General features: G+C 67.0%; 15 protein-coding genes and 6 pseudogenes. 8 read left to right on the top strand and 13 right to left on the bottom strand.

Annotated elements, in window-relative coordinates:
* Positions 1–9: 9 nt before the first annotated feature.
* The 3 genes from V1J52_RS21985 to fabG form a co-directional block, all read right to left on the bottom strand.
* Positions 10–1,818 carry a carboxyl transferase domain-containing protein gene (locus tag V1J52_RS21985; protein WP_330141677.1) on the bottom strand — a complete coding sequence of 603 codons (1,809 nt, stop codon included), beginning with the start codon at positions 1,816–1,818 and terminating at the stop codon, positions 10–12.
* On the bottom strand, positions 1,815–2,555 hold the full coding sequence (locus tag V1J52_RS26190; RefSeq protein ID WP_443075898.1) for a wax ester/triacylglycerol synthase domain-containing protein: 741 nt from the start codon (positions 2,553–2,555) through the stop codon (positions 1,815–1,817). The genes V1J52_RS21985 and V1J52_RS26190 overlap by 4 nt, the downstream gene beginning before the upstream one ends.
* Before the next feature lie 154 nt (positions 2,556–2,709).
* Positions 2,710–3,423, bottom strand: coding sequence for a 3-oxoacyl-ACP reductase FabG (gene fabG, locus V1J52_RS21980; RefSeq protein WP_330141676.1), 714 nt, complete (start codon positions 3,421–3,423; stop codon positions 2,710–2,712).
* 280 nt (positions 3,424–3,703) lie between these two features.
* On the opposite strand from fabG, the gene V1J52_RS21975 reads away from it, so the two are divergent.
* The 4 genes and pseudogenes from V1J52_RS21975 to V1J52_RS21960 all read left to right on the top strand — a co-directional run.
* The gene (locus tag V1J52_RS21975; protein ID WP_330141675.1) at positions 3,704–4,957 is read left to right on the top strand and encodes an SDR family oxidoreductase; all 1,254 of its coding nucleotides are present in this window, start codon (positions 3,704–3,706) and stop codon (positions 4,955–4,957) included.
* A gap of 127 nt (positions 4,958–5,084) precedes the next feature.
* The gene (locus tag V1J52_RS21970) at positions 5,085–8,153 is read left to right on the top strand and encodes a beta-ketoacyl synthase N-terminal-like domain-containing protein (RefSeq protein WP_330141674.1); all 3,069 of its coding nucleotides are present in this window, start codon (positions 5,085–5,087) and stop codon (positions 8,151–8,153) included.
* A 77-nt stretch (positions 8,154–8,230) separates the two neighbouring features.
* Positions 8,231–8,728, top strand: coding sequence for a MaoC family dehydratase (locus tag V1J52_RS21965; protein WP_330141673.1), 498 nt, complete (start codon positions 8,231–8,233; stop codon positions 8,726–8,728).
* Between the two features lie 93 nt (positions 8,729–8,821).
* A pseudogene (locus V1J52_RS21960) lies at positions 8,822–9,472 on the top strand (transposase); the annotation flags it as partial.
* Positions 9,473–9,704: 232 nt separating this feature from the next.
* On the opposite strand, the gene V1J52_RS21955 reads toward V1J52_RS21960, so the two are convergent.
* From V1J52_RS21955 to V1J52_RS21945, 3 genes are all read right to left on the bottom strand, one after another.
* Positions 9,705–10,508, bottom strand: a complete 804-nt coding sequence (locus tag V1J52_RS21955; RefSeq protein WP_330141671.1) for a hypothetical protein — start codon at positions 10,506–10,508, stop codon at positions 9,705–9,707.
* Positions 10,509–10,738: 230 nt separating this feature from the next.
* Positions 10,739–11,062, bottom strand: coding sequence for a transposase (locus tag V1J52_RS21950; RefSeq protein WP_330141670.1), 324 nt, complete (start codon positions 11,060–11,062; stop codon positions 10,739–10,741).
* Complete coding sequence (locus V1J52_RS21945) at positions 11,014–11,622, bottom strand: transposase (RefSeq protein ID WP_330141669.1); 609 nt, start codon at positions 11,620–11,622, stop codon at positions 11,014–11,016. Before V1J52_RS21945 ends, V1J52_RS21950 begins: the two co-directional genes overlap by 49 nt.
* On the opposite strand from V1J52_RS21945, the pseudogene V1J52_RS26185 reads away from it, so the two are divergent.
* From V1J52_RS26185 to V1J52_RS21920, 4 genes and pseudogenes are all read left to right on the top strand, one after another.
* Positions 11,516–12,423, top strand: a pseudogene (locus tag V1J52_RS26185) (IS630 family transposase); the annotation flags it as partial. The gene V1J52_RS21945 and the pseudogene V1J52_RS26185 overlap by 107 nt on opposite strands.
* Positions 12,424–12,469: 46 nt before the next feature.
* A pseudogene (locus tag V1J52_RS21930) lies at positions 12,470–12,991 on the top strand (hypothetical protein).
* Positions 12,992–13,091: 100 nt separating this feature from the next.
* Positions 13,092–13,472, top strand: a pseudogene (locus V1J52_RS21925) (transposase); the annotation flags it as partial.
* Positions 13,473–13,922: 450 nt separating this feature from the next.
* Positions 13,923–16,934 (top strand): carbohydrate binding domain-containing protein, encoded by a 3,012-nt coding sequence (locus V1J52_RS21920; RefSeq protein WP_330141666.1) that lies wholly within the window; start codon positions 13,923–13,925, stop codon positions 16,932–16,934.
* A 767-nt stretch (positions 16,935–17,701) separates the two neighbouring features.
* On the opposite strand, the gene V1J52_RS21915 is transcribed toward V1J52_RS21920, so the two are convergent.
* The 7 genes and pseudogenes from V1J52_RS21915 to V1J52_RS21885 all read right to left on the bottom strand — a co-directional run bounded on the left by V1J52_RS21915 (position 17,702) and on the right by V1J52_RS21885 (position 22,643).
* Positions 17,702–18,577 carry an IS5 family transposase gene (locus V1J52_RS21915; protein WP_330141664.1) on the bottom strand — a complete coding sequence of 292 codons (876 nt, stop codon included), beginning with the start codon at positions 18,575–18,577 and terminating at the stop codon, positions 17,702–17,704.
* 150 nt (positions 18,578–18,727) lie between these two features.
* Positions 18,728–18,991: pseudogene (locus V1J52_RS21910) on the bottom strand (transposase); the annotation flags it as partial.
* Positions 18,992–19,230: 239 nt separating this feature from the next.
* A complete protein-coding gene (locus V1J52_RS21905; RefSeq protein WP_330141663.1) occupies positions 19,231–19,749 on the bottom strand; it encodes an RICIN domain-containing protein in 519 nt (172 codons plus the stop codon).
* 535 nt (positions 19,750–20,284) lie between these two features.
* Positions 20,285–20,425, bottom strand: a pseudogene (locus V1J52_RS21900) (IS481 family transposase); the annotation flags it as partial.
* An 89-nt stretch (positions 20,426–20,514) separates the two neighbouring features.
* Positions 20,515–21,303: a transposase family protein gene (locus tag V1J52_RS21895; RefSeq protein WP_330141662.1), complete on the bottom strand. Its 789-nt coding sequence runs from the start codon at positions 21,301–21,303 to the stop codon at positions 20,515–20,517.
* 234 nt (positions 21,304–21,537) lie between these two features.
* On the bottom strand, positions 21,538–21,705 hold the full coding sequence (locus V1J52_RS21890; protein ID WP_330141660.1) for a hypothetical protein: 168 nt from the start codon (positions 21,703–21,705) through the stop codon (positions 21,538–21,540).
* Positions 21,706–21,863: 158 nt separating this feature from the next.
* A complete protein-coding gene (locus V1J52_RS21885; RefSeq protein WP_330141659.1) occupies positions 21,864–22,643 on the bottom strand; it encodes a hypothetical protein in 780 nt (259 codons plus the stop codon).
* Positions 22,644–22,938: the final 295 nt, after the last annotated feature.

The following is a 22,938-nucleotide window of genomic DNA, read 5'->3' as shown; positions in this document are numbered from 1 at the left end:
TCCTTCTCCTCAGGCGTCGCGCGGGGCCGTTTCTTCGCCAAGATCCCATACCGTGCCAAATGACGTCAGACGTTTCTCGCGCTGAGTGAGCAGGTTTGCCGTATCCAGGCGTTCCGTCTCGGCTAGCGTGCGTCGCAGCGCGGCTTTGAGCAGGGCAGCCGCGGCGGCGGGGTCCCAGTGCGCGCCACCGTCCGGTTCAGCGACGATCTCGTCGACCAGGCCGTGCCGATGGAGGTCGTCGGCGCGCAGCCGCAGGCGCGCCGCTATGTGCGGAGCCTGGGCGGTGGTGCCGAATAGCAGGGCGGCGCCGCCTTCGGGGCTGATGACCGACAAGGTGGCGTTCTCCTGGATCAGCAGTCGGTCTCCCAGGCACAGGGCGAGCCCTCCGCCGCTGCCGCCCTCGCCGATGACCACGCAGACGATGGGTACGGGCAGACGGGCCGCGGTGGCGAGGGTTTCGGCGATCGCCGCGCACTGGTTGTTCTCCTCGGCCCGTGGGCCGGGGTAGGCCCCCGGGGTGTCGATGAGCGTGACGATAGGTATGCCCCAGCGTGCGGCGAGTCGCATCACCCGTGTTGCCTTGCGGTACCCGCAGGGGCTGGGCATCCCCCAGTTGTGGGCGGGGTCGAACCCACCTGGGCCGCGCACGTGACCGATGAGGGCGACCCGTCGCTGGTCCAACCATCCCAAGGCCGTGAGCAGCGCCGGGTCGTCGCCCTCGCTGCGGTCGCCGTGCAGGGTGACCATGTCGTGGAAGACGGTGTCGCGATAATGGTCGAGGCGTGGGCGCTGCCGGTGCCGGGCGAGGGCGACGGCCTGCCAGCCGCTCGCAGGCGCTGCGCTGACATGGGGGTGAGGCGGCTCGCCGGGGCCGGGGGGAAGGGCGCTCCGGGCGGCGAAGGCGATCAGGTTCTGCAACAGCGGACGCAGTTGCCGGCGGGTAGCGACGATATCGACGTGGCCGTGCCGGAGAAGGAAGTCAGAGGTTTGGAAGTCGGCGGGGAGTTTGGCCCCGATCGTGCGCTCGATAACCTTGCGTCCCGCAAACCCGGCACGTGTGCCCTGCTCGGCGATGACGACGTCACCGATGCTGGAGTAGGAGACGGCGACCCCGCCGAAGACCGGATCGGTCAGGACGCTGAGGAAGGGAGTGCTGGTCTCCCTCAGCAGGGCGACGGCGGTTGCGGTCTTCAGACCTTGGAAGAGGGCGAAGGTGCCTTCCTGGATTCGCCCCCCGCCCGACGCGGAGACGACGGTCAAGGGGACCGCTCGCTCGATGGCTAGCCGGGCGGCCCGCAGGAATTTCTCGCCGACGACGACGCCCATTGTGCCGCCCATAAAATCGAAGTCCAGTACCATCATCACGGTCGGGTGTCCGCCGATCGCACATGTGCCGTAGACGGCTGCATCATGCAGTCCTGTCTTCTGACGGGCGGCACGATGTCGCTCCGGATAGGGAACGCGGTCGGTGAAGCACAGCGGATCTCCCGCTTCGAGCATAGCGTCGTGCTCGTGGAAGGAGTCGTGGTCCACTAGGAGCGTAATGCGCTGTCGGGCGGAGAGGGGGAAGGAGTGGGCACATATGCCGCAGGTGTTGTCGGAACTGCGGGAGGCGGTGTCGGCCCACACGGAGCAGCGGGGACACTGCCGCCACCGGGAGGCTATTCGGCTAATGCTCTGCACCGTCTCCGCTTGCCTTCGCCGATGAGCTGGTTGTGGTTCGGAACGGGCTGACAGCCGCGCGGGGCCGTGCTGTTCGTTTCCGGCACGGGTGGGCTCGGTGCCCCGCTCCTCGTCGGGTGGGGTGTCTTCGGTCATCTCGACGGCTGTCTCGGCTGGTGGCTGCCTGCCCCCGCCCGCAGCGTTTGCCGGGAGAAGCGGGCTACGCGGCCCCAGCAGCGGTCATCAGATCGCGGGCCGCGGTGCGTATGCAGTGGTGGATGAGAGAGTCCGCATCGCGCGCCATGGCGGGGTCGACGTTGAGGGAGAGACGGCAGGCGCCCAGGTAGGACACGAGGGGGACAGTGATCGCCGTGCTCAGGGGCGGAGCGGCCCCGCATCTCTGGATCGCCTGGACGTGGCCGAGCGCCGGCGGTGTGTGGGGGCCCGGCCCGGCCACGCTCATTCGGGCTTGCCGGCGGCTCGTGGGCGGGGACAACCGTGGCCGGGGAGACGGGGGCTGTCGTCTCACGGAAGAGGAACTGACGCAGCCGCAACCCGTCGGCGACGCTATGGGAGAGCTTCATGACGTACCCGCTGATGCCTAAGCGATCGTCTGGGAGCAGGTAGGCCTCCCACGGGGAGCGCCCCGGCACACACGGCTGTTCCTGCAGTGTGGAGATGTGGTCGAGCAGCGTCTCGGCGTCGCGGAGGCCGGCGGCAGGCAGACGTCGTAGGTGTCGCTCCAGCTGGAAGCCGGGTTCCGGCTCCCATCTCGGCGGCTGCCAGGGCGAGGACGGAGCTACCGTCTTGGACCGCAGGCGCGGCAGTAAATGGGTGGCGCGCTCGTGCCAGGCCACCAGCCCGTTCCGGTCCACGACGCCTTCGAGAAGCATCGCGATCAGGATGAGGGGACGCACCGACGCCTGGGACTCCAGTCCCCACACCAAGCGGTCCTTTGGGTTCATCACGTCTGCGGCCGAGCTGCGTCGCAGGCTACCCATCAGGTCTCTCCTTCCGGGCGGATGTCCGCGCATTGCTCAACGGTGATCAGAACGACAACCCGCCGTCGATTCTGATCACCTGACCGGTAATATAGCCAGCGCGCGATGAGGCCAAAAAACGAACAAGATCTGCCACCTCTTCCGGCTCGCCAAACCGCAGCAGCGGGATGCGATTTCTCCAGCGACTTGCGTACTGTGCGGTGAATTCTGTGGCGATGAATCCTGGCGCCACGGCATTCACTCGCACTCGGTGACGACCGGCTTCTTTAGCCAGAGCCCTGGTCAACCCTTCCAGAGCCGCTTTCGATGCCGAGTAGTTGGACTGCCCAGGCAGTCCAACAGCGCCACTTATGGAAGAGATGTTGATCACTGACCCACCCCTGCGGGCATACAGGTCGGGCAAGAAGCACCGGGTGACGCGAAACGCCGCGTCACTGTTGACCGCCATGACGGAAAACCAGTCATAATCGGTCATCCGGTGCAATGATGCGTCGCGTACCACCCCTGCATTGTTGATGATCACGCTGACTTCGCCAAGTTTCTTCCGCACTTCGTCGCGTAGTTTCTCGACATCTTTTTGCGAGGTCACATCACACTGCACGGCCAGGACGGGCACCCCCGCTCCGGACGCCTCCTTGCGGGTGCGCACCGCTTCATCGCTACTGGTCAAAAACGTGAAGGCGATAGCGTAACCGTCACGTGCCAGCCCCAAGGTGATGCTTCGACCGATGTTTTTCGCCCCGCCCGTAACTAGGGCCACAGGCGCACTGTTAAAGCATTCCACCAAATTGGCCTCTCTGGCATGCCCTGTCCCACTGAGGCCTTCCAAAGGTACGGCGATAGAGTTCAACGGTCAACCCGCCCACGGCCGTCAGGCAGCAATGTGAATACTGAGACAGATTTGAACTGCAGATAAATGACGGCAGTAAGTGAACGTTTCTTTCTCCTGTTGCGCATGTTGCCAACATTTTTTGCACACACTATCACGGGCAATCACCTGCCGAGGGTATAGTCGCCGATGACCGCCACGAATACGTCCGATGGTCAAGCTGCCGAAGGTCGACATGAATGACGCCAGCATCCACGAGCGATCCCTTTCCCTGGCCGAGCAGGACGGCATATTGGATGAGCATATTCGCCCCGCAATATCGACTCAGGCCGTCAGGTACCGCACCGTCGTCCTCACGGGCGCGACGGGTCATCTGGGCGGATACCTGTGTGCCTCGATTCTGGCCCGAACCACCTGGCGTGTGATCTGCGTCGTAAGGGCAGAGGACGAACACACCGCGGTCCGCCGTGTCCGCGATACGACCCTGAACGCGCACCCCGGCTCCCAGGCCGCTCTGGACCGGGTCACGGCCGTACCCGGCGACCTGAGCGCGCGGGACTGGGGCCTAGGCGCCGAAGTTTTCCAACAACTCGCCCACCATACCGACGCCGTCTTCCACTGTGCCGCCACCGTATCGATGCGCCGATCGTACGAACAGCTGCGCGCGGCCAACGTGCACGGAACGGCTGAGGCGATCCGCCTCGCCGCCACCGGCCGCCCCAAGCCACTGCATTACGTGTCAACTCTGGGTGTTTTCATCGCCTCCCGCCGTTATGGCGCGCAGGTGGTGTGCGAAGACGACGAACCGCACATCCGGGAGGCTGGCCGACGCGGGTACGCCCGCAGCAAAGCCGTGGCTGAGGCCCTGGTACGTCAGGCACGACAACGCGGACTGCCGGTGTCCATCCATCGCTTTCCGCTGCTACTGGGCGACTCCCGCACCGGGGCCTGCAACCCCACCGACTATCTGGCGACCTTGATGAGTGCCTGCGTGCGGATCGGCATGGTTCCCCAAGGAGCAGTCCGGTTTCCCGCCACCGCCGTCGACCACTTGGCACACGTCATCGTCGAAACCGCCCGCCACGAGCCGCCGATGACCGCGACCCTGCACGTCCTCTACACAAAATGGCTCACCCTGTCCGACATCTCGGCTGAACTGAATGCGGCCGGATACCTGTTACAGCCCGTACCGCCGCAGCACTGGAACAGCTCCATGGCAACCGCCTTCTCGCACGCTCCGCAGATCAGCGCCGTACTCAACGCCCTGAACCCGCACGTGCTCCGTCCCTCAGCCCCGGAAGCCCTACCGGCGATATCCTCCGCGCGCACCGAACGCTTGGTCAGGGGTATGGGCTTGGCCCACCCTCCATTGGACCGGGAGTTCGTCGCACGGGTTGTCCATCACCTGATGGCTACCGGCGTCCTGCCGCCACCCGGCACCGTGGCCCAGCCGGCCGTGCAGTGACCATCGCCTAGCCGAGGAGCTTCCCTGTGCCGACATCCATTTCACAACACGACAAACTCCAGTCTCGCCTCACGCCACCCGACGTCACCGCCTCACCCGAGACCCGCCACGTCGCTAGGAGGTCGATGTGACAGCCCACCCCGGTGGCGACATCGCAGTGGTTGGCATCGGCTGCCGCTTCCCCGGCGCCCACGGGCCACGGCAACTGTGGGATCTGCTGATGAGTACAGCGGCTACCGTACGCACTCCGCCTTCCGATCGCTACGGACTCGACTCTCTGGGACAGCCGGTCCGCGGCACGGACCAAGAGGTACCACGCGGTGCCAGTCTGCTGGATGAAGTCGACGGATTTGACGCGAACTTCTTCGGCATCGGCACTAGGGAAGCGCTACGTATGGATCCCCAGCAACGGATCGTCTTGGAGACCGTCTGGGAGGCGCTGGAGGACGCCGGTATTCCACCCCACACCCTGACGGGCAGCCGCGCCGCCGTCTACGCCGGACAGATCTGGTCCCACTACGGCGACCTGCTCGCACGAGACAACACCCCCGACGCCTACGCCCTGATGGGGTCCTGGGTCAGGGGCATGCTCAGCGGGCGCGTGTCTTACACCCTGGACCTTCGGGGGCCTAGCCTGACCCTCGACAGCGGTTGTTCCTCGGGGCTCGCCACCGTCCACCTGGCCGCGCGAGCGCTCCGCGAGGGCGAGGCCGACCTCGCCCTCGCGGCTGGCTCACAAATTCTGCTGCACGACCAAGAGCACACCGCGTTCGCGCGCATCGGCGCGCTTTCGCCGGACGGCTGCTCAAAGTTCGCCGACGCGGCGGCCGACGGCTTCGGACGGGGCGAAGGCTGCGCCGTCGTCGTCCTCAAACCCGTGTCGGCCGCCGTCGAGAACGGCGATCGCATCTACGCGGTCGTCCAAGGCAGTGCCCTCAACAACGATGGCAGAGCGAGCGGTTCCCTCATGGTCCCCGCCGTAGAGACCCAGGTTGAGTTGATACGTCACGCGTGCCGGACCGCGGGGATATCCGCCGCTGACCTGCACTTCGTCGAGGCCCACGGCGTCGGCACGCCCGTCGGGGATCCCGTCGAGACCACAGCACTGTCCACCGTCCTGAACGAGGCCGGCCGACGCTGTCCTCCGGTGTGGCTCAGTTCAATGAAAGGCAACGTCGGTCACAACGAATCCGTCGCCGGTCTGGCCAACCTGATCAAAGCCTCCCTGGCGCTGCACCACCGCGTCCTTCCCGCCACCCCGCACCACGCCAACCCGTCGACCGCGATCGACTGGGATGCCCTGCCCGTCCGCGTCCCAACCACCCCGATCAACCTGACTCCTACCGGCACGCTGTACGCCGGGGTGAGCGCTTTCAGCGCCACCGGCAGCAACGCCCACCTCGTGCTTTCCTCGCCGCCCGCCCACACCGCGCCCGCCGCGCCATCCGCTCCGACCCCCTACGTCCTGCCGGTCTCCGCACGCCACCCCGACAGCCTGCGCCGTCTGCTGCACGCTTACGCCACCTTCGTGGAAAGGCACCCAGAACTTCCGTTGCGCGACGTGTGCTACACCGCCACTGTCCGCCGCAGCCATCACCCCTGGCGCACCGCGGTAACGTTCACTGACCACCCCACTGCCGCCCGCGCCCTACGCCACGCCGCCGACCACCTGCCCCTGTCGCCCTGTGCCGCTGCTCCGAGCATCACCTTCGTCTACCCCGCGGAGAACCCTACGACTGAGGACTGGCACGCCCTGTCCGAGGCGCATCCTCACATTGACCGCCTCTTGACCGAATGCGTCCAGGAGGTAGAGGAGTTGACAGGCCGCCCCTGGAGCTTGTCCGACGACGCGGAGAAAACCACGGCCCACCTGCGCTGGGCCGTCTACACGGCGACCACTCGCCTGTGGCGGCACTGGGGAGTCGCCCCCGCCGCTGTCGCCGCCGCGCCCGGTACACAGGCCGCCGCCCAGTACGCAGCCGGCCTCACCACCCGACAGGATTCCCTACGTCGCCTCACCGACGACACGCGGTTACCGTCAGCCCCAGGCGACGACCATCCGCCATATCACCTCGTCGAGAGCTCCGCCCTCGACGAGACAAACGCCGACCATGCTGGCGACACACACCCGTCCGCCTCTAGCACCGACTTCCGGCTTTTTCTCGGCTTCCGCCCCGCCGTAACCGACGCCTCCGCCGTTACTCCGCCGGAGACGGACCGTCCAGCTCCGGCGCACGCGCTCATGGAGGCCGTCAGTACGCTCTACACCCTGGGTTTCCCTCTCAAATGGGCGGAGATTGTCCCGGCCGGTTGCATCGTCACCCTGCCCACCTACCGCTGGCACCGCACCCGTTACTGGGCACCCACCACTGGTGGCCCACCCCAGCACCGTCACCCGCTGCTCACCAACCGCGCCGTTGAACGCCGCAGCGTGGCATGGACGGCCCCATGGGCCGCGCCCCAGTACTCGACCGACAGAGCAACCGGAGTGGCACCGCTCGCACACCTGTCACTGCTGGAGCTGACAGCGACCTGCAGTCTGCGCGCGGCCGGGTACGAACCCGTGGAACTGACGAACATCACCACCGGTCCCGGCCCGTGGCCGTCCCCCGCCCACGTCTTCGTTCGTGCCACCTCCGGACGCCACGGACAGTGGCACCTGACGTGTCACCTCAACGCAACCGACGACGTCCCGGATGGCACACGACCGACCATCACCGCCCAAGTCGAGCTCAGCCCCCGGTCCAGCCGGGGCACCAGAACACCGTCGACATCCGGACCATCGCACGGTCACCCGACAGTGCATGCGCCCACGCTCCCACTCCCCGTCGACCACCCGGCCTCCCACCTCTACCGCATCACTGTGCTCGCCACCGAGGAAGACGACACGGCCTGGGACATCACTGTTTCATCCCAGGCCGGCGGCAGGGACCAGGACTGGGTCGGGCGGGCATTCGACCCGCAATTGACCGACTTCCTTCACCAAGCCGCTCTGTCCGCGTGCGCTCGACTCCACACGTGCCCCCCCATCGTCACCGCGTTGAAGCTCTACGCCCCCCTCGGCCCAGGGCCTCTGCGCTACCTACTCCGTCTCCCCTCCTCCGCGACGCCGCCTAACGCCCCGATGACGGTGGACATCACCGCGTATGACAACACCGGCCGCCTGCTCCACACTCTCACCTCGACCTTGGGGTAGGCGGACCCAGCGACCGGCCCTCTATCTCGGCGCACGCACGGCACGGATGCGACTCGGCCCGCAGAAGGGACAAACTGGTGCGATACCTCACATGGCGCGATTTAAGCATCGGAATGACGTTCCAGGCAGGACCGGTTGCCATCACCCCCACATTGGTGAGTGAGTTTGCACGGATCACCGGAGACAACGCGGCCCTTCACACCCAGCCAGACGCTGCCGCCCGCACGATCTACGGAGGGCTCGTCGCCCACGGCATGCTCGGCATGTCACTTGCTCACGGCATGCTGCGACAAGCTCTCGCCGGGCTGCACGACGATCTCATCGCCCTGACCGCCGTTGGCGCTTGGCGCTTCCATGCCCCCATCCGCGCCTCCGATAGCCTCCTCGCCCGCTTCGAAATCATCGAGCTGGCCTCGCACACCGGGCTGCCGCGCGGAACCGCTACGTTCACGGTCACCGTACTGAACGGGCCAGGCCACAACGCCCAGACAGGCCGAACCACCCTGCTGATCCGAACCGATCCGCACAGCGACGCCAAGGCGACAGCGCGAGCGGACGGTAGCCCAGCGGGCTAGCCTCAGGCTTTCATGAAGCGGGCTGTCCGGCAGTTGGCCAGGAAAGCAGAAAGTGCCTCTGACCAGCAAGAATGAGGATTGTCGAGGTCCTTACTCCTCGAGCGATACGGCTCCCCGCAGGCCCAGCGAAACGGCCGCCGCAAACTCATCGACGTCGTGCGGCCCAGGGCCCCGCGCATGGCCGAGCAGCCGGTCCGTGACATCTTCGACGCGCTCGAGGAGCAGACCATCGTCGTTTCCGGCACCGGCACCCTCGAGGTGATCGTGCCCTCGCCGGCGACGTCTTTGGCCGCCGTCCACGAACAACGCCGGGCCCTGGAGACCCGGATCGAGGACACGCTCGAGGCCCACCCTCTTGCCGAGGTCCTGACCTCGATGCCCGGCGGCGGCGTCAGGACCGCCGCGGTCCTCCTCACAACCGTCGGCGACGGCAACTCGTTCCCGACCGCCGCCCACCTCGCCTCCTACGCGGGCCTCGCCCCGGCCACGAAGCAGTCCGGCACCTCGACCCACGGCGAACACGCCCCCGGAGGCGGAAACCGCCAACGCAGACCCGGGATGTTCCTCTCCGCGTTCGCAGCCCTTCACGACCCCGCCTACCGGGGCTACTGCAACCGCTTCCGAGCCCGCGGCAAAACTCACACCCAAGCCCTCCTCCGCCTCGCCCGCCACCGCGTCAGCGTCCTCTTCGCCATGCTCCGCGCCGGACCCTTCTACGGACCCAGGAACCGCCGGCTCGCTTGACGAAAGACATAGAGGCCCCCGGGGGAAAGCGCAACACGTTGCCCAGCTCACAACGTCTGCTGCCTGGCGGGGCGGGGACAGAAGAGACCTCAAGCGTGGCCATATCCCTGCCGTACGAGCGGCACATCATCTGGCATCGCACCGGAGGTCACTCGATCCTGTCGGTGCCGTAGCCGAGCCCACCAGAAAGCGGGACTTCCCCAATTGAAGAAGTCCCACTCAACGACAGGAATCAGCCCTCAACGAGCTCGGCGTCGACGATGACGTTCTCAGCATCGGCATCTACGTCGGTGTCGACTTCTACCTTGCTGAGGATCCGGCCGATGCGACGGATGGCATCTTGCTGTCGCTGCGCCTCCTCGCCGCTACGAGCTTTCCGTGCGACCTTGTCCTCCGTGGCGTTCCCGACAACCTGCCACGCCGCGTCCAGCAGCTCCAGCGCCGCGTCCACCGGGTCTGAGCTCCGGCTGAGCATGCCGCCCTGCTCGGGTTTCGCTTCGGCCCGTTGCGTGGGCATCACCGCTTCGGGTGCGGTCGTCCAGGCAGCGCTGAAGGCCTGGCTACGCTCCGCCGGGTCGGAGACACCCCTGGCGGCCGCCACCGCCTTCTTCACTCGCTGCTGGACCTGGTTGGCTACAAGCCGGACCCCGCCTGCCTGGTGGGCCCAGTACAGCTCGGCATAGGCGCGCGCGGCCTCCTGGTCGCTGGTGCGCTCCGCGTACGGTTGCAGCTTTCGCAGGTGACTGTCGGGCAGGGGACGGCCGAGTTCCTTCTGCACGGTCTGCGCCAGACGCCAGGTCTTCTGAAGCCGGTCCGCCTCGCTGGTCGAGAGACCATCGTGCTCCTGCTGCAGGTACTGCTCCCAGGTGCGGGTACCGTCGCCGCGGTACAGGCGGCGCCTTCGGACTACTTCCAGGGAATAGCCGAGCATCCAGCGGGCTGTGCGGGCGTTGTCGACGGCGCGGTGGGCCTCGGTCAGGAGACGCTGCTCGTGCTCCTCGAGCGGACCCTTCGCGGTCTCCGGCGCGGCGTCCACGTCAGGGAGGGTCAGTCCCCAGTGCTCCATCGTGAAGGGCTGAGCGCGCACCTGCGGAGGTCCGGCGGGCCGGTCAGGCACAGCCGGGCTCTCCGACGCGGGACTCACCCTGTCGGCGGGAGGCTGCTGGGCTCCCTTGTTGGCTGCCGCTCGGAAGTCACGCCGCCTAGAAGACTGATGAAGATCTTGGTGAGGGGCTGTCCGGCCGGAGGCCGGATGGTCCCTCTTCGTTATGTGCCGGTTGGGGTGAGGTGCCAGGCACCGTCGACGCGGGTGAGTCCGAGGTTGATCAGTCGGCGGAGGTTGAGGGCGGCGGCTCGGGTGTGGAGCCAGGCGTCGTTCTTGAGGGTGCCGCGGTAGCGCAGGCGGCGGTTGCCGTGGTGGACGAGCCAGGCAACGGCCCGTTCGACCGGTGGCCGCCAGCGGCGGTAGTCGGCCTGCCAGCCGGGATCGGTGGCGGCCTGGTGGCGGGCGGTTGTCTGGAGGTCGTGGTGAGGCCGGATGGTCAGGATGCGTCCGGCCCTGGCTTTGGTGCACCGCTCACGCAGGGGCATCCGGTGCACAAGTCCCCGAAAGAGGCTTTGCGCTGGTAGTGCTGCCCTCCAGGGTCGGACAGGCCAACAGTGTGTCCGGCCGGGCAGGTCACGAGGGCGGCTTGGGTGTCGATGGTGAAGTCGTCGGGGGTGAAGCCGCCGGGGACGGCGGGCCGCAGCGGGGCGGGTTTGAGGAACAGCCGGTGCCCGGCCTCGTGAAGGGTCTGGCGGGCATCGCCGGTGGAGTAGGCGGTGTCACCGAAGACGTCCAGCGGGGTGGTCTCGCCGGCGAGCAGGTCCAGGCCGACGGCGGCCTCGTGGTGCTCGGGCCCGGCGCCGGGCCGCAAGGCGAGGGCGATGTATAAGCCGGTCTCGGGCTCGATGGCCAGGTGGGCCTTGAAGCCGTCCTGCTGGTGGCTGCGGGTCTTGTGGACGTGCCGTGCTTCGGGATCGACGGTGGAGACCAGCCGGCCCAGGGCGTGGGAGGAGGACGGGCCGCGTGCTCTGCGGTCGCAGGGGCCGGCGTCGTTGCCGAGACTGAGCCAGAAGCAGTTCGCGCAACTGGAGGCGGAGCTGGCCAAGGGGCCGGCCGCACACGGCTGGCAGGACCAGCGCTGGACCCTGAGCCGGGTCAAGACCGTGATCGGCCGGCGCTTCCACCTGACCTACACCATTCAGGGCGTGCGCAAGCTGCTGGTGCGTAACGGCTGGTCCTGCCAGGTCCCCGCCCGCCGGGCCCTGGAACGCAACGACGAGGCCGTGGCCGGCTGGGTGAAGGAGACCTGGCCCTGCGCGGAAGACTCGCGGCGGCCCGTGGAGGCTGGCTCGTCTTCGAGGACGAAGCCGGCTTCTCCATGACGCCGCCGCAGGCGAAGACCTGGTCACAGCGCGGCCGAACCCCGGTGGTGCGGGTCCGCGGCCGCTCCCGCAGACGCATCTCCATCACAGCGTTGACCCGCTACAAACCCGGTCACCGCCCGAGGCTGATCTACCGGCCCCGCCGCGACGACGGCAACCGCGACGGACGCAAGAGCTTCTCCTGGCGCGACTACCGCGACCTGCTGACCGCCGCACACCGGCAGCCCGGCGGCCCGATCGTCCCGGTCTGGGACAATCTCAACGTCCACAAGGCCGCCGACCTGCGGGAATGGGCGGCTGCCCAGGACTGGCTGACCATCTACTACCTGCCGCCCTACGCACCCGACCTCAACCCCGTCGAAGGTATCTGGTCGCTGCTGCGGCGCGGCTGGCTCTCCAACGTCGCCTTCAGCACCCCCGAACACCTCGTTCAGACCATCCGACGCGGTCTCCGCCACGACCAGTACCGCAGCCACCTCATAGACGGCTGCCTCACCGAGACAGGACTGACCCTGAGCCCCTGATCACCGAAGACGACATCACGAGTTCAACCTCAGTAGGTTGGCTGACGTGAGTACGCGGGGGCAGAGCTACAGATATGTCGGACCGGTTGAGGTGAAGGCTGCGGTCCGGCCTGGCAGCGGCGGGTGCCCGATCAGCTCGGCAGCTGACTTCGACGGCTGGATCGCTGAGCGATCGGCAGCAGAGCTGACCGAACCGTTCACCTTCGTGGTCAGCACGGATGGTGTGCTTTGGCTGGCGCCGCGGTGAAGTGAGCACGTGGCCTGCGCTGGCGGGGACATGGTTCTGAGTGCTGGCGAGATGAGCTTCGTGTGCGAGGAAGACCGGTGGATCGTGGGCGAGGTCAGCAACCAGTCCACCGGATACTGCCCGGACGTCTCCTCCTGGTCGGCAGTCGCTCATGCTCTGGACGACGTAGAACTTGGGCGGCCCTCTGGCTTCACCCACGAGGTGGTGTTCCGGCGGTGCCCCGACTGCCAGGAGCACAACATCGTGCGCGAGGGCGACTTCGTCTGCGTCTTCTGCGGCAGCGATCTGCCGGAGACGTGGAACGTGGATCCCGCCGTTTGACGGCCCACCCGGGCCGTCAAACGCAAGCTCAAGCAGATCCAGTACCGCCCGCACTTGATCGACGGCTGCCTCGCCGGCACAGACCTGATCATGGACGGCTGACGACGGCCGGCGCGACGGACGCAAGAGCTTCTCCTGGCGCGACTACAGGTACCTGCTGGTCGCCGCACATCAGCAGCTCGGCGGCCCGATTGTGCTCGTCTGGGACAACCTGAACGTGCACAAGGCCGCCGCCCTGTGCCAATGAGCGGAAGGCCAGGACTGGTTGACCATCTACTACCTGCCGCCCTACGCGCCCGACCTCAACCCCGTCGAAGGGATCTGGTCACTGCTGCGACGCGGCTGGCTGTCCAACGTCGCCTTCAGCACTCCCGAACACCTTGTCCAGCGCATCCGCCGCGGCCTGCGGCACATCCAGTACCGCAGTCACCTCATAGACGGCTGCCTCGCCGAGACCGGCCTGACCATCAGGCCCGCATGAACAACCATGCGACATCACGAGTTCAACCTCAGTAGGCACGTCTGGCCTCTACGTGGCAGTGGAATTTGCTCGGGGTGTTGCGCTGCCTGCTGCGGATTTTCTGCTGGTCCTGTGTGCGGGTGGAGGATTTTGCGTAGGGCGTGGCCAGGGGCGGCTCACCGCTCCGTGGGAGCGCGCCCACGAGGGACCTGCGGGTGCCGGTGTCGGCTGATCTCTCTCTGGTACTGGGTGCATCAGTTCGTGTCAGACCTCTTTACGCGGTCGGCGGGCCTCTGTAACCATCTCGTCGCAAGTTGTTGCAGCAACATTCCGGCAGGATCTGCAATCGGTCTCTCGATCCTCCCCCAAGGCGGTTCAGATGCCGGACGCAGCAGGGACCTCGCGCGCGCCCACCAGGCGGCGGGGGTTCCTGGAGCCGTGCCTGACCGCCCCGTTCTCTGGAGATCCCGCATGAAAAAACGAACTCCCCACCACCGGGTGCTGAGACGCTCCCTTGCGGCCGCGACGGCCGCAGCGGGTGCGCTCAGCCTGCTGATGGCGCTGCCCGCCACGTCCCTGTCGGGAACGGACGCGGTGCCGGTGGCCGCTGATGTCGAGTCGACGGCGACCGTCTTCTACTACACGAAGACGAAGAACTGGTCGGCCTACAACCTGCACTACGCCCCCGACGGCGGCTCGTGGACCACCGTGCCGGGCGTGGCAATGGAGGCTTCCTGTACGGACTGGGTCAAGACGACCGTCTCCCTGGGGGCGGCCGGCGGTCTGCAGGCGACGTTCAACAACGGCAGCGGCACCTGGGACAACAACGCCGGCAAGAACTACGACCTGGGTACGGGCGACATCACCGTCAAGGACGGGGTCGTGGCCCACAGCGACCCGTGCGGGGGCGATACGGATCCGGGGCCGACGCCGACCCCGACGCAGGGCGTCAACAGCGCGACCGTGTACTACTCCACGGCGAGCCTGGGGTGGACCACCACGAACCTGCACTACCGGCCGGCCGGGAGCGCCTGGACTGCTGTGCCCGGCATAGGCATGGAAGCCGCGTGCACGGGCTGGGTGAAGAAGACGGTCGACCTCGGCACCGCGACGTCGATGCAGGCCGTGTTCAACAACGGCAACGGCATCTGGGACAACAACAACGGCAGCGACTACACGATCGCCTCCGGTGTGAGCACCGTGAAGGACCGGGTCGTGGCGAAGAACGCCGCAGACCCGTGCGTGGCGGAGGTGCCCGACACCCAGGCGCCGACCGTTCCCACGCAGGTGACGGCGAAGGCGGACGGCGTGGCCATCATTCTGACGTGGGAGCCCTCCACCGACAACAAGAAGGTCACCAAGTACCAGGTCACCCGTACCGGAGGCACGAAGGGCACCGTCGTCACCGACGTGAGCTCGACGGTGCTGTCGGTGGCGGACCTGGAGGAGAAGACCGCCTACACCTTCACCGTGCGCGCGGCCGACGCGGCGGGCAACCTGTCGGATGCCTCGACGCCGACGACGGCCACCACCGGTGTCAAGCCGCCGGCCCCCGCGCCGGGCAAGCCGCTGGGAACCGACCCGCGCAAGGACCCGATCTACTTCGTGCTGACGGCCCGTTTCCACGACGGTGACGCCTCGAACAACCGCGGCGGCAGCCAGCACGAGCGTTCCGGCAACGCCGCCAACAACGACCCCATGTTCCGCGGCGACTTCAAGGGCCTGATCAACAAGCTCGACTACATCAAGGCTCTGGGCATGTCGGCCGTCTGGATCACCCCGGTGGTCCTCAACCGCTCCGACTACGACTACCACGGCTACCACGGTTACGACTTCTACAAGGTCGACCGCCGCCTGGAGTCCGCCGGTGCCTCGTACCAGGACCTCATCAACGCCGCCCACGCCAAGGGCATGAAGATCTACCAGGACGTCGTCTACAACCACTCCTCCCGCTGGGGCGCCAAGGGCCTGTTCACACCCAAGCACTACGGCGTGCGGGACTCGCAGTGGAGCTGGTACTACGACGAACCCAACTCCTCCTTCGAGTACGACGGCCTGTCCATCGAGCCGAAGTCCGGCAAGTCGTACTACAACGGCGACCTGTGGTCCACCGAGCAGCCCACCGGCAACACCTGCGTCAACTGGGGCAAGGCGACGCAGTGGACACCTGAGGGCTACCGCATCTACAACTGCCAGTGGCCCAACGCCACTTCCGGCATCTGGCCCAAGGACATCTACCACACCTGCTGGCTGGGCAACTGGGAGGGCGAGGACTCCCGCTCGTGCTGGCTGCACGACGACCTCGCCGACTTCAACACCGAGAGCCCCAAGACCCAGAACTACCTGATCGGCGCGTACAACAAGTACATCGACATGGGCGTCGACGGCTTCCGTATCGACACGGCCGTCCACATCCCGCGCACCACCTGGAACCGCCGCTTCCTGCCGGCGATCCAGGAGCGGGTCACCCAGCAGCACGGCGCCGAGGCGGCGAAGAACTTCCTCGTCTTCGGTGAGGTCGGTGCCTTCGTCAACGACAAATGGAACCGCGGCTCGGTCAACCACTCCGCCCAGTTCTTCACCTGGAAGGAGCGCAAGGAGTACGCCGCCGACGACGCCAAGGCGGCGCTGGAGATGTACGAGTACGAGAACACCGCGGGCGTCGCGGCTCAGCCGAAGTCCACAAACGCGTTCCTCCAGGGCAACGAGTACCACGCGCCCGACCACAGCCGCTTCTCCGGCATGAACATCATCGACATGCGCATGCACATGAACTTCGGTGACGCGGCCAACGCCTTCCACAACGGCAAGGACTCCGACGACTCCACTAACGACGCCACCTACAACGTCGTCTACGTCGACAGCCACGACTACGGCCCCAACAAGGGCGGCGAACGTTACGCCGGCGGCGCGGACGCGTGGGCGGAGAACATGTCCCTGATGTGGACCTTCCGCGGCATCCCGACGCTCTACTACGGCTCCGAGATCGAGTTCCAGAAGGGCAAAAAAATCGACTGCGGCCCATCCTGCCCGCTGGAGACCACCGGCCGCGCCTACTACGGCGACCACCTCCAGGGTGACGTGAAGGCGTCGGAGTTCAGCAAGGTCGACTCCGCCACCGGCACAGTCGCCACCACGCTGTCCCAGCCGCTGGTCAAGCACCTGCAGCGCCTCAACGAGATCCGCCGCGCGGTTCCCGCCCTGCAGATGGGCCAGTACTCCACCGAGGGCATCGAGGGTCAGATCGCGTACAAGCGCCGCTACACCCAGGGCGCGACTGACAGCTTCGCGCTGGTCACCGTCACCCACGCCGCCTCCTACACTGGCATCCCCAACGGCACCTACACAGACGCCGTCACCGGCGATGTCCAGGTCGTCACCGACGGCAAGCTGTCCGTCGCCGCCCCCGGCAAGGGCAACTTGCGGGTCTACGTCCTCAACGGCACCGGCAAGATCGGCGCCGCCGGACCGTACCTGAAGTAGTCCGCAGACACATCTCCCATCCTCCCTGCAAGACCCGGAGCCCTGGACGAGCCGTGACCCCGCTCGTCCAGGGCTCCGGCCCGCTGGCCGCCCTCGGAGGCGTGTCCGGTGGGAAGCCCCAGCGAAGGAGCCGTCTTCATCCCGGTCACTGGAACGGGCTCGGGGCAGGTGCGTGGCCGGGCGGTGATGCTGATCCCTCACCGCGCGCCGGACGTCGAAAAGGCCGCCCCCCTGTCGGTTGACCGACGCGGGCTGGGGGCGGGAGGGCCTGATGGCGGGTGAGTGCGTGGGTAGCAGCATTGGCAGCTTGATGGTCATGTTGACCGTTCTGACTGCATGCGCGAGTCCCTATCAGTACTACGAGGGAACGGGGCTCCACGACGCCACGGCGGCCGAAGTCGCCGGGGCTGGGAGAACGTCGAGGGAACCCGTGTGGTGCTTCGTGGAGACGGAACGGCCCTTCTCGAAAAACTCGACGGGCAGGACTTCGACTTCGAGGACGGCTGGCGTCTCTCCGGTACGGGAACCTGGCAGCTGACCGACGATGACGGCGGACAGGTCGTCCGACTCGCGCTGACGGCCCGAACCCGAGTCGAGAGGCGCTTTCCCGCACCTGCGGCTGACCCCTCGACTCCGGAGTCCCCGTCGACCTACTCGTGGTTCTTTTAAAGTATGTGGACCGGGATCAGCACGATGGGCTGGTGCTGTTCTTCATGTACGGCGATCCGGACATCGGGAGCATGTACGTGAAGACGCGCGAGACACAGTCATAGCCATTCGTTGATCGCTGCGACCAACACGGTCGCCTCGAAACGGACGGCGAGCTTGTCGTACCGCGTGGCGACAGCACGGTTCCTCTTGAGGCGGTTGATCCCACACTCGACCGCATGGCGCTGGCGGTAGTCGTCCGGGTCGAAGCGCGGCGGCCGGCCTCCGCGGGAACCGCGCTTCCGGCGGTTGCGCGCCTGGTCGGCCTTGTCCGGGATGGTGCAGCGGATCCCGCGGCGGCGCAGGTAGGCACGGTTCCTGCGGGAGGCGTACGCCTTGTCGGCCCGCACGCGATCGGGCCGGACGCGTGGCCGGCCCGCTCCGATGCGGGGCACGCGAACCTTGTCCAGCACGGGTTCGAACTGCGGCGAGTCACCGCGCTGCCCGGCCGTGACCACAATCGACATGGGTTTCTGACCCTGCTCGACGGCCAGGTGGAGCTTGGTGGTGAACCCGCCGCGCGACCGCCCCAGCCCATGATCAGGGAGCTCGGTGAAGATGCCGCCCAATGGTTCCTTCTGCCGGTCGCCCTGCTTGCGGGCCCCGGCCGCGTGCTGATGGGCGCGGCATACCGTGGAGTCGACGCTCAGGTCCCAGACGATCGCGCCCTTCGCGTCGGCCAGGGCCTGGAGCCGGGTAAGGATACGGTGCCAGGTGCCGTTGCGCTGCCACCGGCGGAACAGGTCGTAGACCCGGCCCCACGGCCCGTACTCGACGGGGACGTCCCGCCACGGCATACCGGTCCGGACCCGGAACCGTATGCCGTCGATCAGCTGCCGCCGGGGCCAGACGGGCGGCCGCCCCGACCTGGCACCCTTCGGCAACAGCGGCTCCAGCACCGCCCACTGCTCGTCCGTGAGATCTCCCCGACCCATGAACCGTGATCATTCACAGCCCAAGATCCACTTTCGACACAGGGCCTAGAACGGCTAACACAATGAGCGGAGCTGTCGGTGGGTGATCAGGCAGCGCGTTCGGTCTGCGGTGGGGATGCCCGACGTCCGCGGATGGGTGGGATGGCGTCCGGCGTTCAACTCGGCGAGCAGCACTTCATGCAGCTCCTGCCAGACACCTGCCTCGTTCCAGTCCCGCAGCCGGCGCCAGCAGGCCATATCCGAGCCGAAGCCCAGTTCCTGGGGCGAGTGCTCCCGCTGAATGTCGTTGTACAGCACGAACAAGATCCCGCAGAGAACCTGCCGGTCGGGGCCCGGCTTGCGCCCGGGGTACCGGAAACGGCGTTCCCGCTTCGGCAACAACAGCTCGATCCGCACCCACAGGTCATCCGACATGATCCACGGCGAAGCCCCCAACCCACCACCCACACCCAAACACTCACACCGACACGGTGATCAGCACCAACTCGTCTCATTGCGTTAGCGACTCTAAGAAGATGACGGACACCGTCTCGTCTTCCCGGGCCAGTGATGGGACGGCCTGAGTATCGATCAGGCCCACAAACGATGCCGCGCGATGGCGCACGTCGGGGCCGTGCGTGTGCATCGCGCGGCGTGTGGTCACAGCCGGCGGCTCACAGCAGGCGCCACTCCTGGTACGGCCGGTCGGCGTTGCACGTCTGCTGGACGACACCGGCGCCGTTGTAGATGTTGCCTCCCGCGACCTCCAGGCATTTGCCGCTGTGACGGGCGACCAGCGTGAAGTATCCGTTGGGGCGCTGGACGATCTTCCACTCCTGGTTGGGGGTGTCGTAGCAGTGCCACTGGTGGACCGTCCCGCCGTCGGCCTGGCTCGCATCCGCGACGTCCAGGCACTTGCCGCTGTGGTCGGCACTCACCTTGTAGTAGCCGTTGTCCAGTGAGGTGAAGGTCCAGTTCTGGTTAGCGGTGGTGTAGCACCCCCACTGCTGGACGAACGCGCCGTCGGCCTGGCTCGCATCCGCGACGTCCAGGCACTTGCCGCTGTGGTGGGCCTCCAGCTTGGTGTTGAGCGGGGCGGCGCTCGCAGGTGCGATCGCCCCGGTGACCATCATCGTCGCGCTCAGCGCGAGGGCGTACAGACCGGTGGTGAATACTCGTCCGGGTGTCTTCACGGTGACCTCCTTGCAGCCGCTCTTTTTGGGGGGCGGCTGAACCATCACCGTTATACAAGAACACATAGCGGTATTCATAGAGCACAAGAAATAATAGTATTATAATTTTGTATTCCATCATACACCGGCAAAAACATGACCTCGGAGATGCACTATCGATCAGAAGGCCATTGCGTTCACATACTTGAGCGCGAATCCAGCGAACCGACAACAATGTGGACACCTCGGCCGAGGCTCCCGTAGCTGCGTGGGCGGTCGTGGTCTGGTCGGCCGCAAAAGCGGAAAACGCCTGCAATGCGGGGCTGGCGACGGTGAGCGCTCGTCTGCCAGTTCTTGCTGTCCCTCACGCTGATGGCGGGGCTTACTGAGGTTGAATTCGTGGAGTCCTAGGGCCTGACGGCTCGCCGCCCGTGCAATATTCCCGATGCACGCGGTATCCACAAGGGACGGGCTGACGGCCGAACGTCAGCAGTTCCGCGAGGAGTTACGGCTCAGGGCTGCCGAGCGTTTCGCCGGAGCCAGGCGAGCCCGGTGAGCGACCGGCCCACCGCTGGGCGGTCGTCAGTGAGACCTGGAAGCGTTCCGCGGCCCGGCGAAGAGGCCAGCCGTCCTCGACAACACAGCGGGCCAGCCGCAGGTACCCGGTCTCGGTCAGGGGTGCATTACGGTGGGGCACGAGGGCCCTTCTGGTCGGTGTAGACGTCGCAATCCACACCGGACCCGGAAGGCCCTCACCCGTTCAAGATCCCTCAGTCGAGACCTGCATCACCCGGCCGCAGGTCTGGGCGCCCAGGCCCTGGTAGCCGCGTCGGCAAGGATCTCCACAGCGGGTCCGTCGGCCAAGAGCTTGACCAGCCCTAACTGGCGGGCGTGGGTGATGTCCGCGCAGCCGCCGGGCTTGGTCGGGTTGCAGAAGAGCACGCGGCCGTCCCCGTCCGTGACGACCATGGTCGTGACCGCGTTCTGCTTGTTCTTGCCGGAGATGAACCTGTCCCGGTCCTCGCACCCGGCTGCCGGCCGGCGGACCCGAATCTCGGTGCCGTCGGTGATCCCGGTCTTCCCGTCGACACCGAGGTGGCCGATGACCTCGGCCAGGGTCCGCAGCCGCATGCCCGGGCTGACGGTGCACCCTCGCCCGGCGAGCCGGGGCCGCACCTGGGCGATGGCCCGAGTGATGGTGGAGCGGTCGGCACTGAACCAGCAGGCGGGCACGTCGTGCGTGGTGGCATGCCGGAGGTGCACGAGCGTGGCCAGGAGCCGGTCGACGAACACCAGCCGGTGCTTCGCACCCGCGCCCACAGCGCGCTTCCCCGGCCGTGCCGCAAGCTTGGCCTGGTGCCGTCCGTGCCACAACGGGCCCGGTTCCGTGACGAGTTCAGCGATCACGTTGGCCGACAGACCCGTGATCCTCCGGTCGCTGATCATCGCTGCACAAGACGCGTCCCCCACCACACGACCATGATCGACGATCAGAAGCTCGACACCTTCCTGCCTACCGCGCACGACCTCGCTGGAGAACCTCGTGCACTGGAATGGTGAGCTCGCCGGGCTCATGCAAGATGCCCGCCATGGCGAACCAGCACCGTCAGTCACCTTCCGTCGTAGTCACGCCGTGACCGCTACGGAGAAGGCCGCCACTGGACTCATCAGCCCTGAACAGCTCGTCATCTGGGCACAGGCCGTGCATGTCGAGGCCACGTGGACATCGAGGAAGGACACCAGGCCCTGCCCGAAATCTCGGCCCCCGAGCTGTTCGAACCGGCCACCCGTGATGTCTGCCAACAATGGCTACACGTCCTGACAATCACCGAGGTGGCCACCGATGAGTTCGGCGTCCCCGGCCGCTGCCGCCGCCACGCCACCGTCACCGCCCGGGGTGGCGGGTGCCCCGCCTGCGCAGGCGCCGCCCTCGATCCACGCCTTGTTGCGGGCGAACTCCCGCTCGGCCGCCGGCAACTTCCAAGGCGCGCATCCAGGGCGCCCCCAGCACCGTAGCGAGGCCGGGCGCCGCACGCGGGCGGCACCGACCCGCACGGCAGCGGCACCGGCCTCTTCACGGCTGTCTTCCCGCTGCCCGCCTTTCCGGTGCAGGCGGCGATGTTGGTGGCATCCGCTCAGCCGGCCGACGTGTTCTGTGTCGCCTCACGTGCTTGGGTGAGGGCTCGCTCCCTGAGGTCGCCGCCGAACAACTGCATCGTGGTGGCGGCCAGGATGTCGTCCCTGCCGATGGTCCGCCCGTCCCCCCTGCGGGCGGACAGGGCCCGCAGGGGGTCCTTGAGGGACGGGGGTGGGGCCGGTTCGCCCGACATCACCAGGGCGACCGTACCGAAACGTTTGATCCCGCCCTCGCGGACGACTGTGGCCGCGTTCCGGGCGAGGTCCGTCAGGAACACGCTGGCGATTCCGTCCAGGTCGCGGACCATCGCTGGGACGGCCGTCACCCCCTGGCTCCGCAGCAGCTTCTTCACCCCGGCCTCGAACCTGTGAGCGCCGACCACAGCACTCGGTTTGCGTGACCTGCTGCGCTTACGAGAAGACACGATGACGCCCTCGGCGTCGTACAGGACACCGGTCAGGCCGCGGAATGTCGCGCTGTGCTCGTACCACTTGCTCCCCACCTCGAGCTCGACGTTACGGTCGATCGCCGAGAGAAGGTCCCCGGGAACCAGCCTCTTCCTGGCCTCCGTCGCCGCCGCTTTCCTCGCGCCGTCGATGATCTCCGTCAACACTGTCCGCGTCACCGACGCGGCGGCCCACGCGGCCGACCGAGAGACGTGCATCGCAGTCACGTCCCGGAACACCGCTTTGACGAGAGAAGGCTTGAGCGGCGAGACATCCATGACCGAGGCGGCATGGGGACCGCTGCGCTCAGGGCGTGCGGGCTGTTTAGTCATTGGAGGAAACGCTCCCTGCTATCGGAGGTGTCAAAGGCCCACACTTCACCACGCAGACCCGCTCTCTCCCCCCCATCCTCCCTTGAAGCGGCACCCGGTAAAGGGCCTGACGGGCACATCCCGACGGTCGGGCATGGGTGATGTCCGTGCAGCTGCCGTGCCGAGCCGGGCAGAAGAGGACGCGGCCGTCCCCGCCCGTCTTCGGCGGCACGGCAGCGGTGGCCGCGGCTTTGCCGTGGCCAGTCCACCGGCCGGATCACGCTCTACGGCTGGACTGCCGGGGCACGCTGGTACC

The organism is Streptomyces solitudinis (assembly GCF_036323765.1).
Taxonomy (GTDB): domain Bacteria; phylum Actinomycetota; class Actinomycetes; order Streptomycetales; family Streptomycetaceae; genus Streptomyces.
This window is presented reverse-complemented; position numbering and strand designations above follow the sequence as displayed.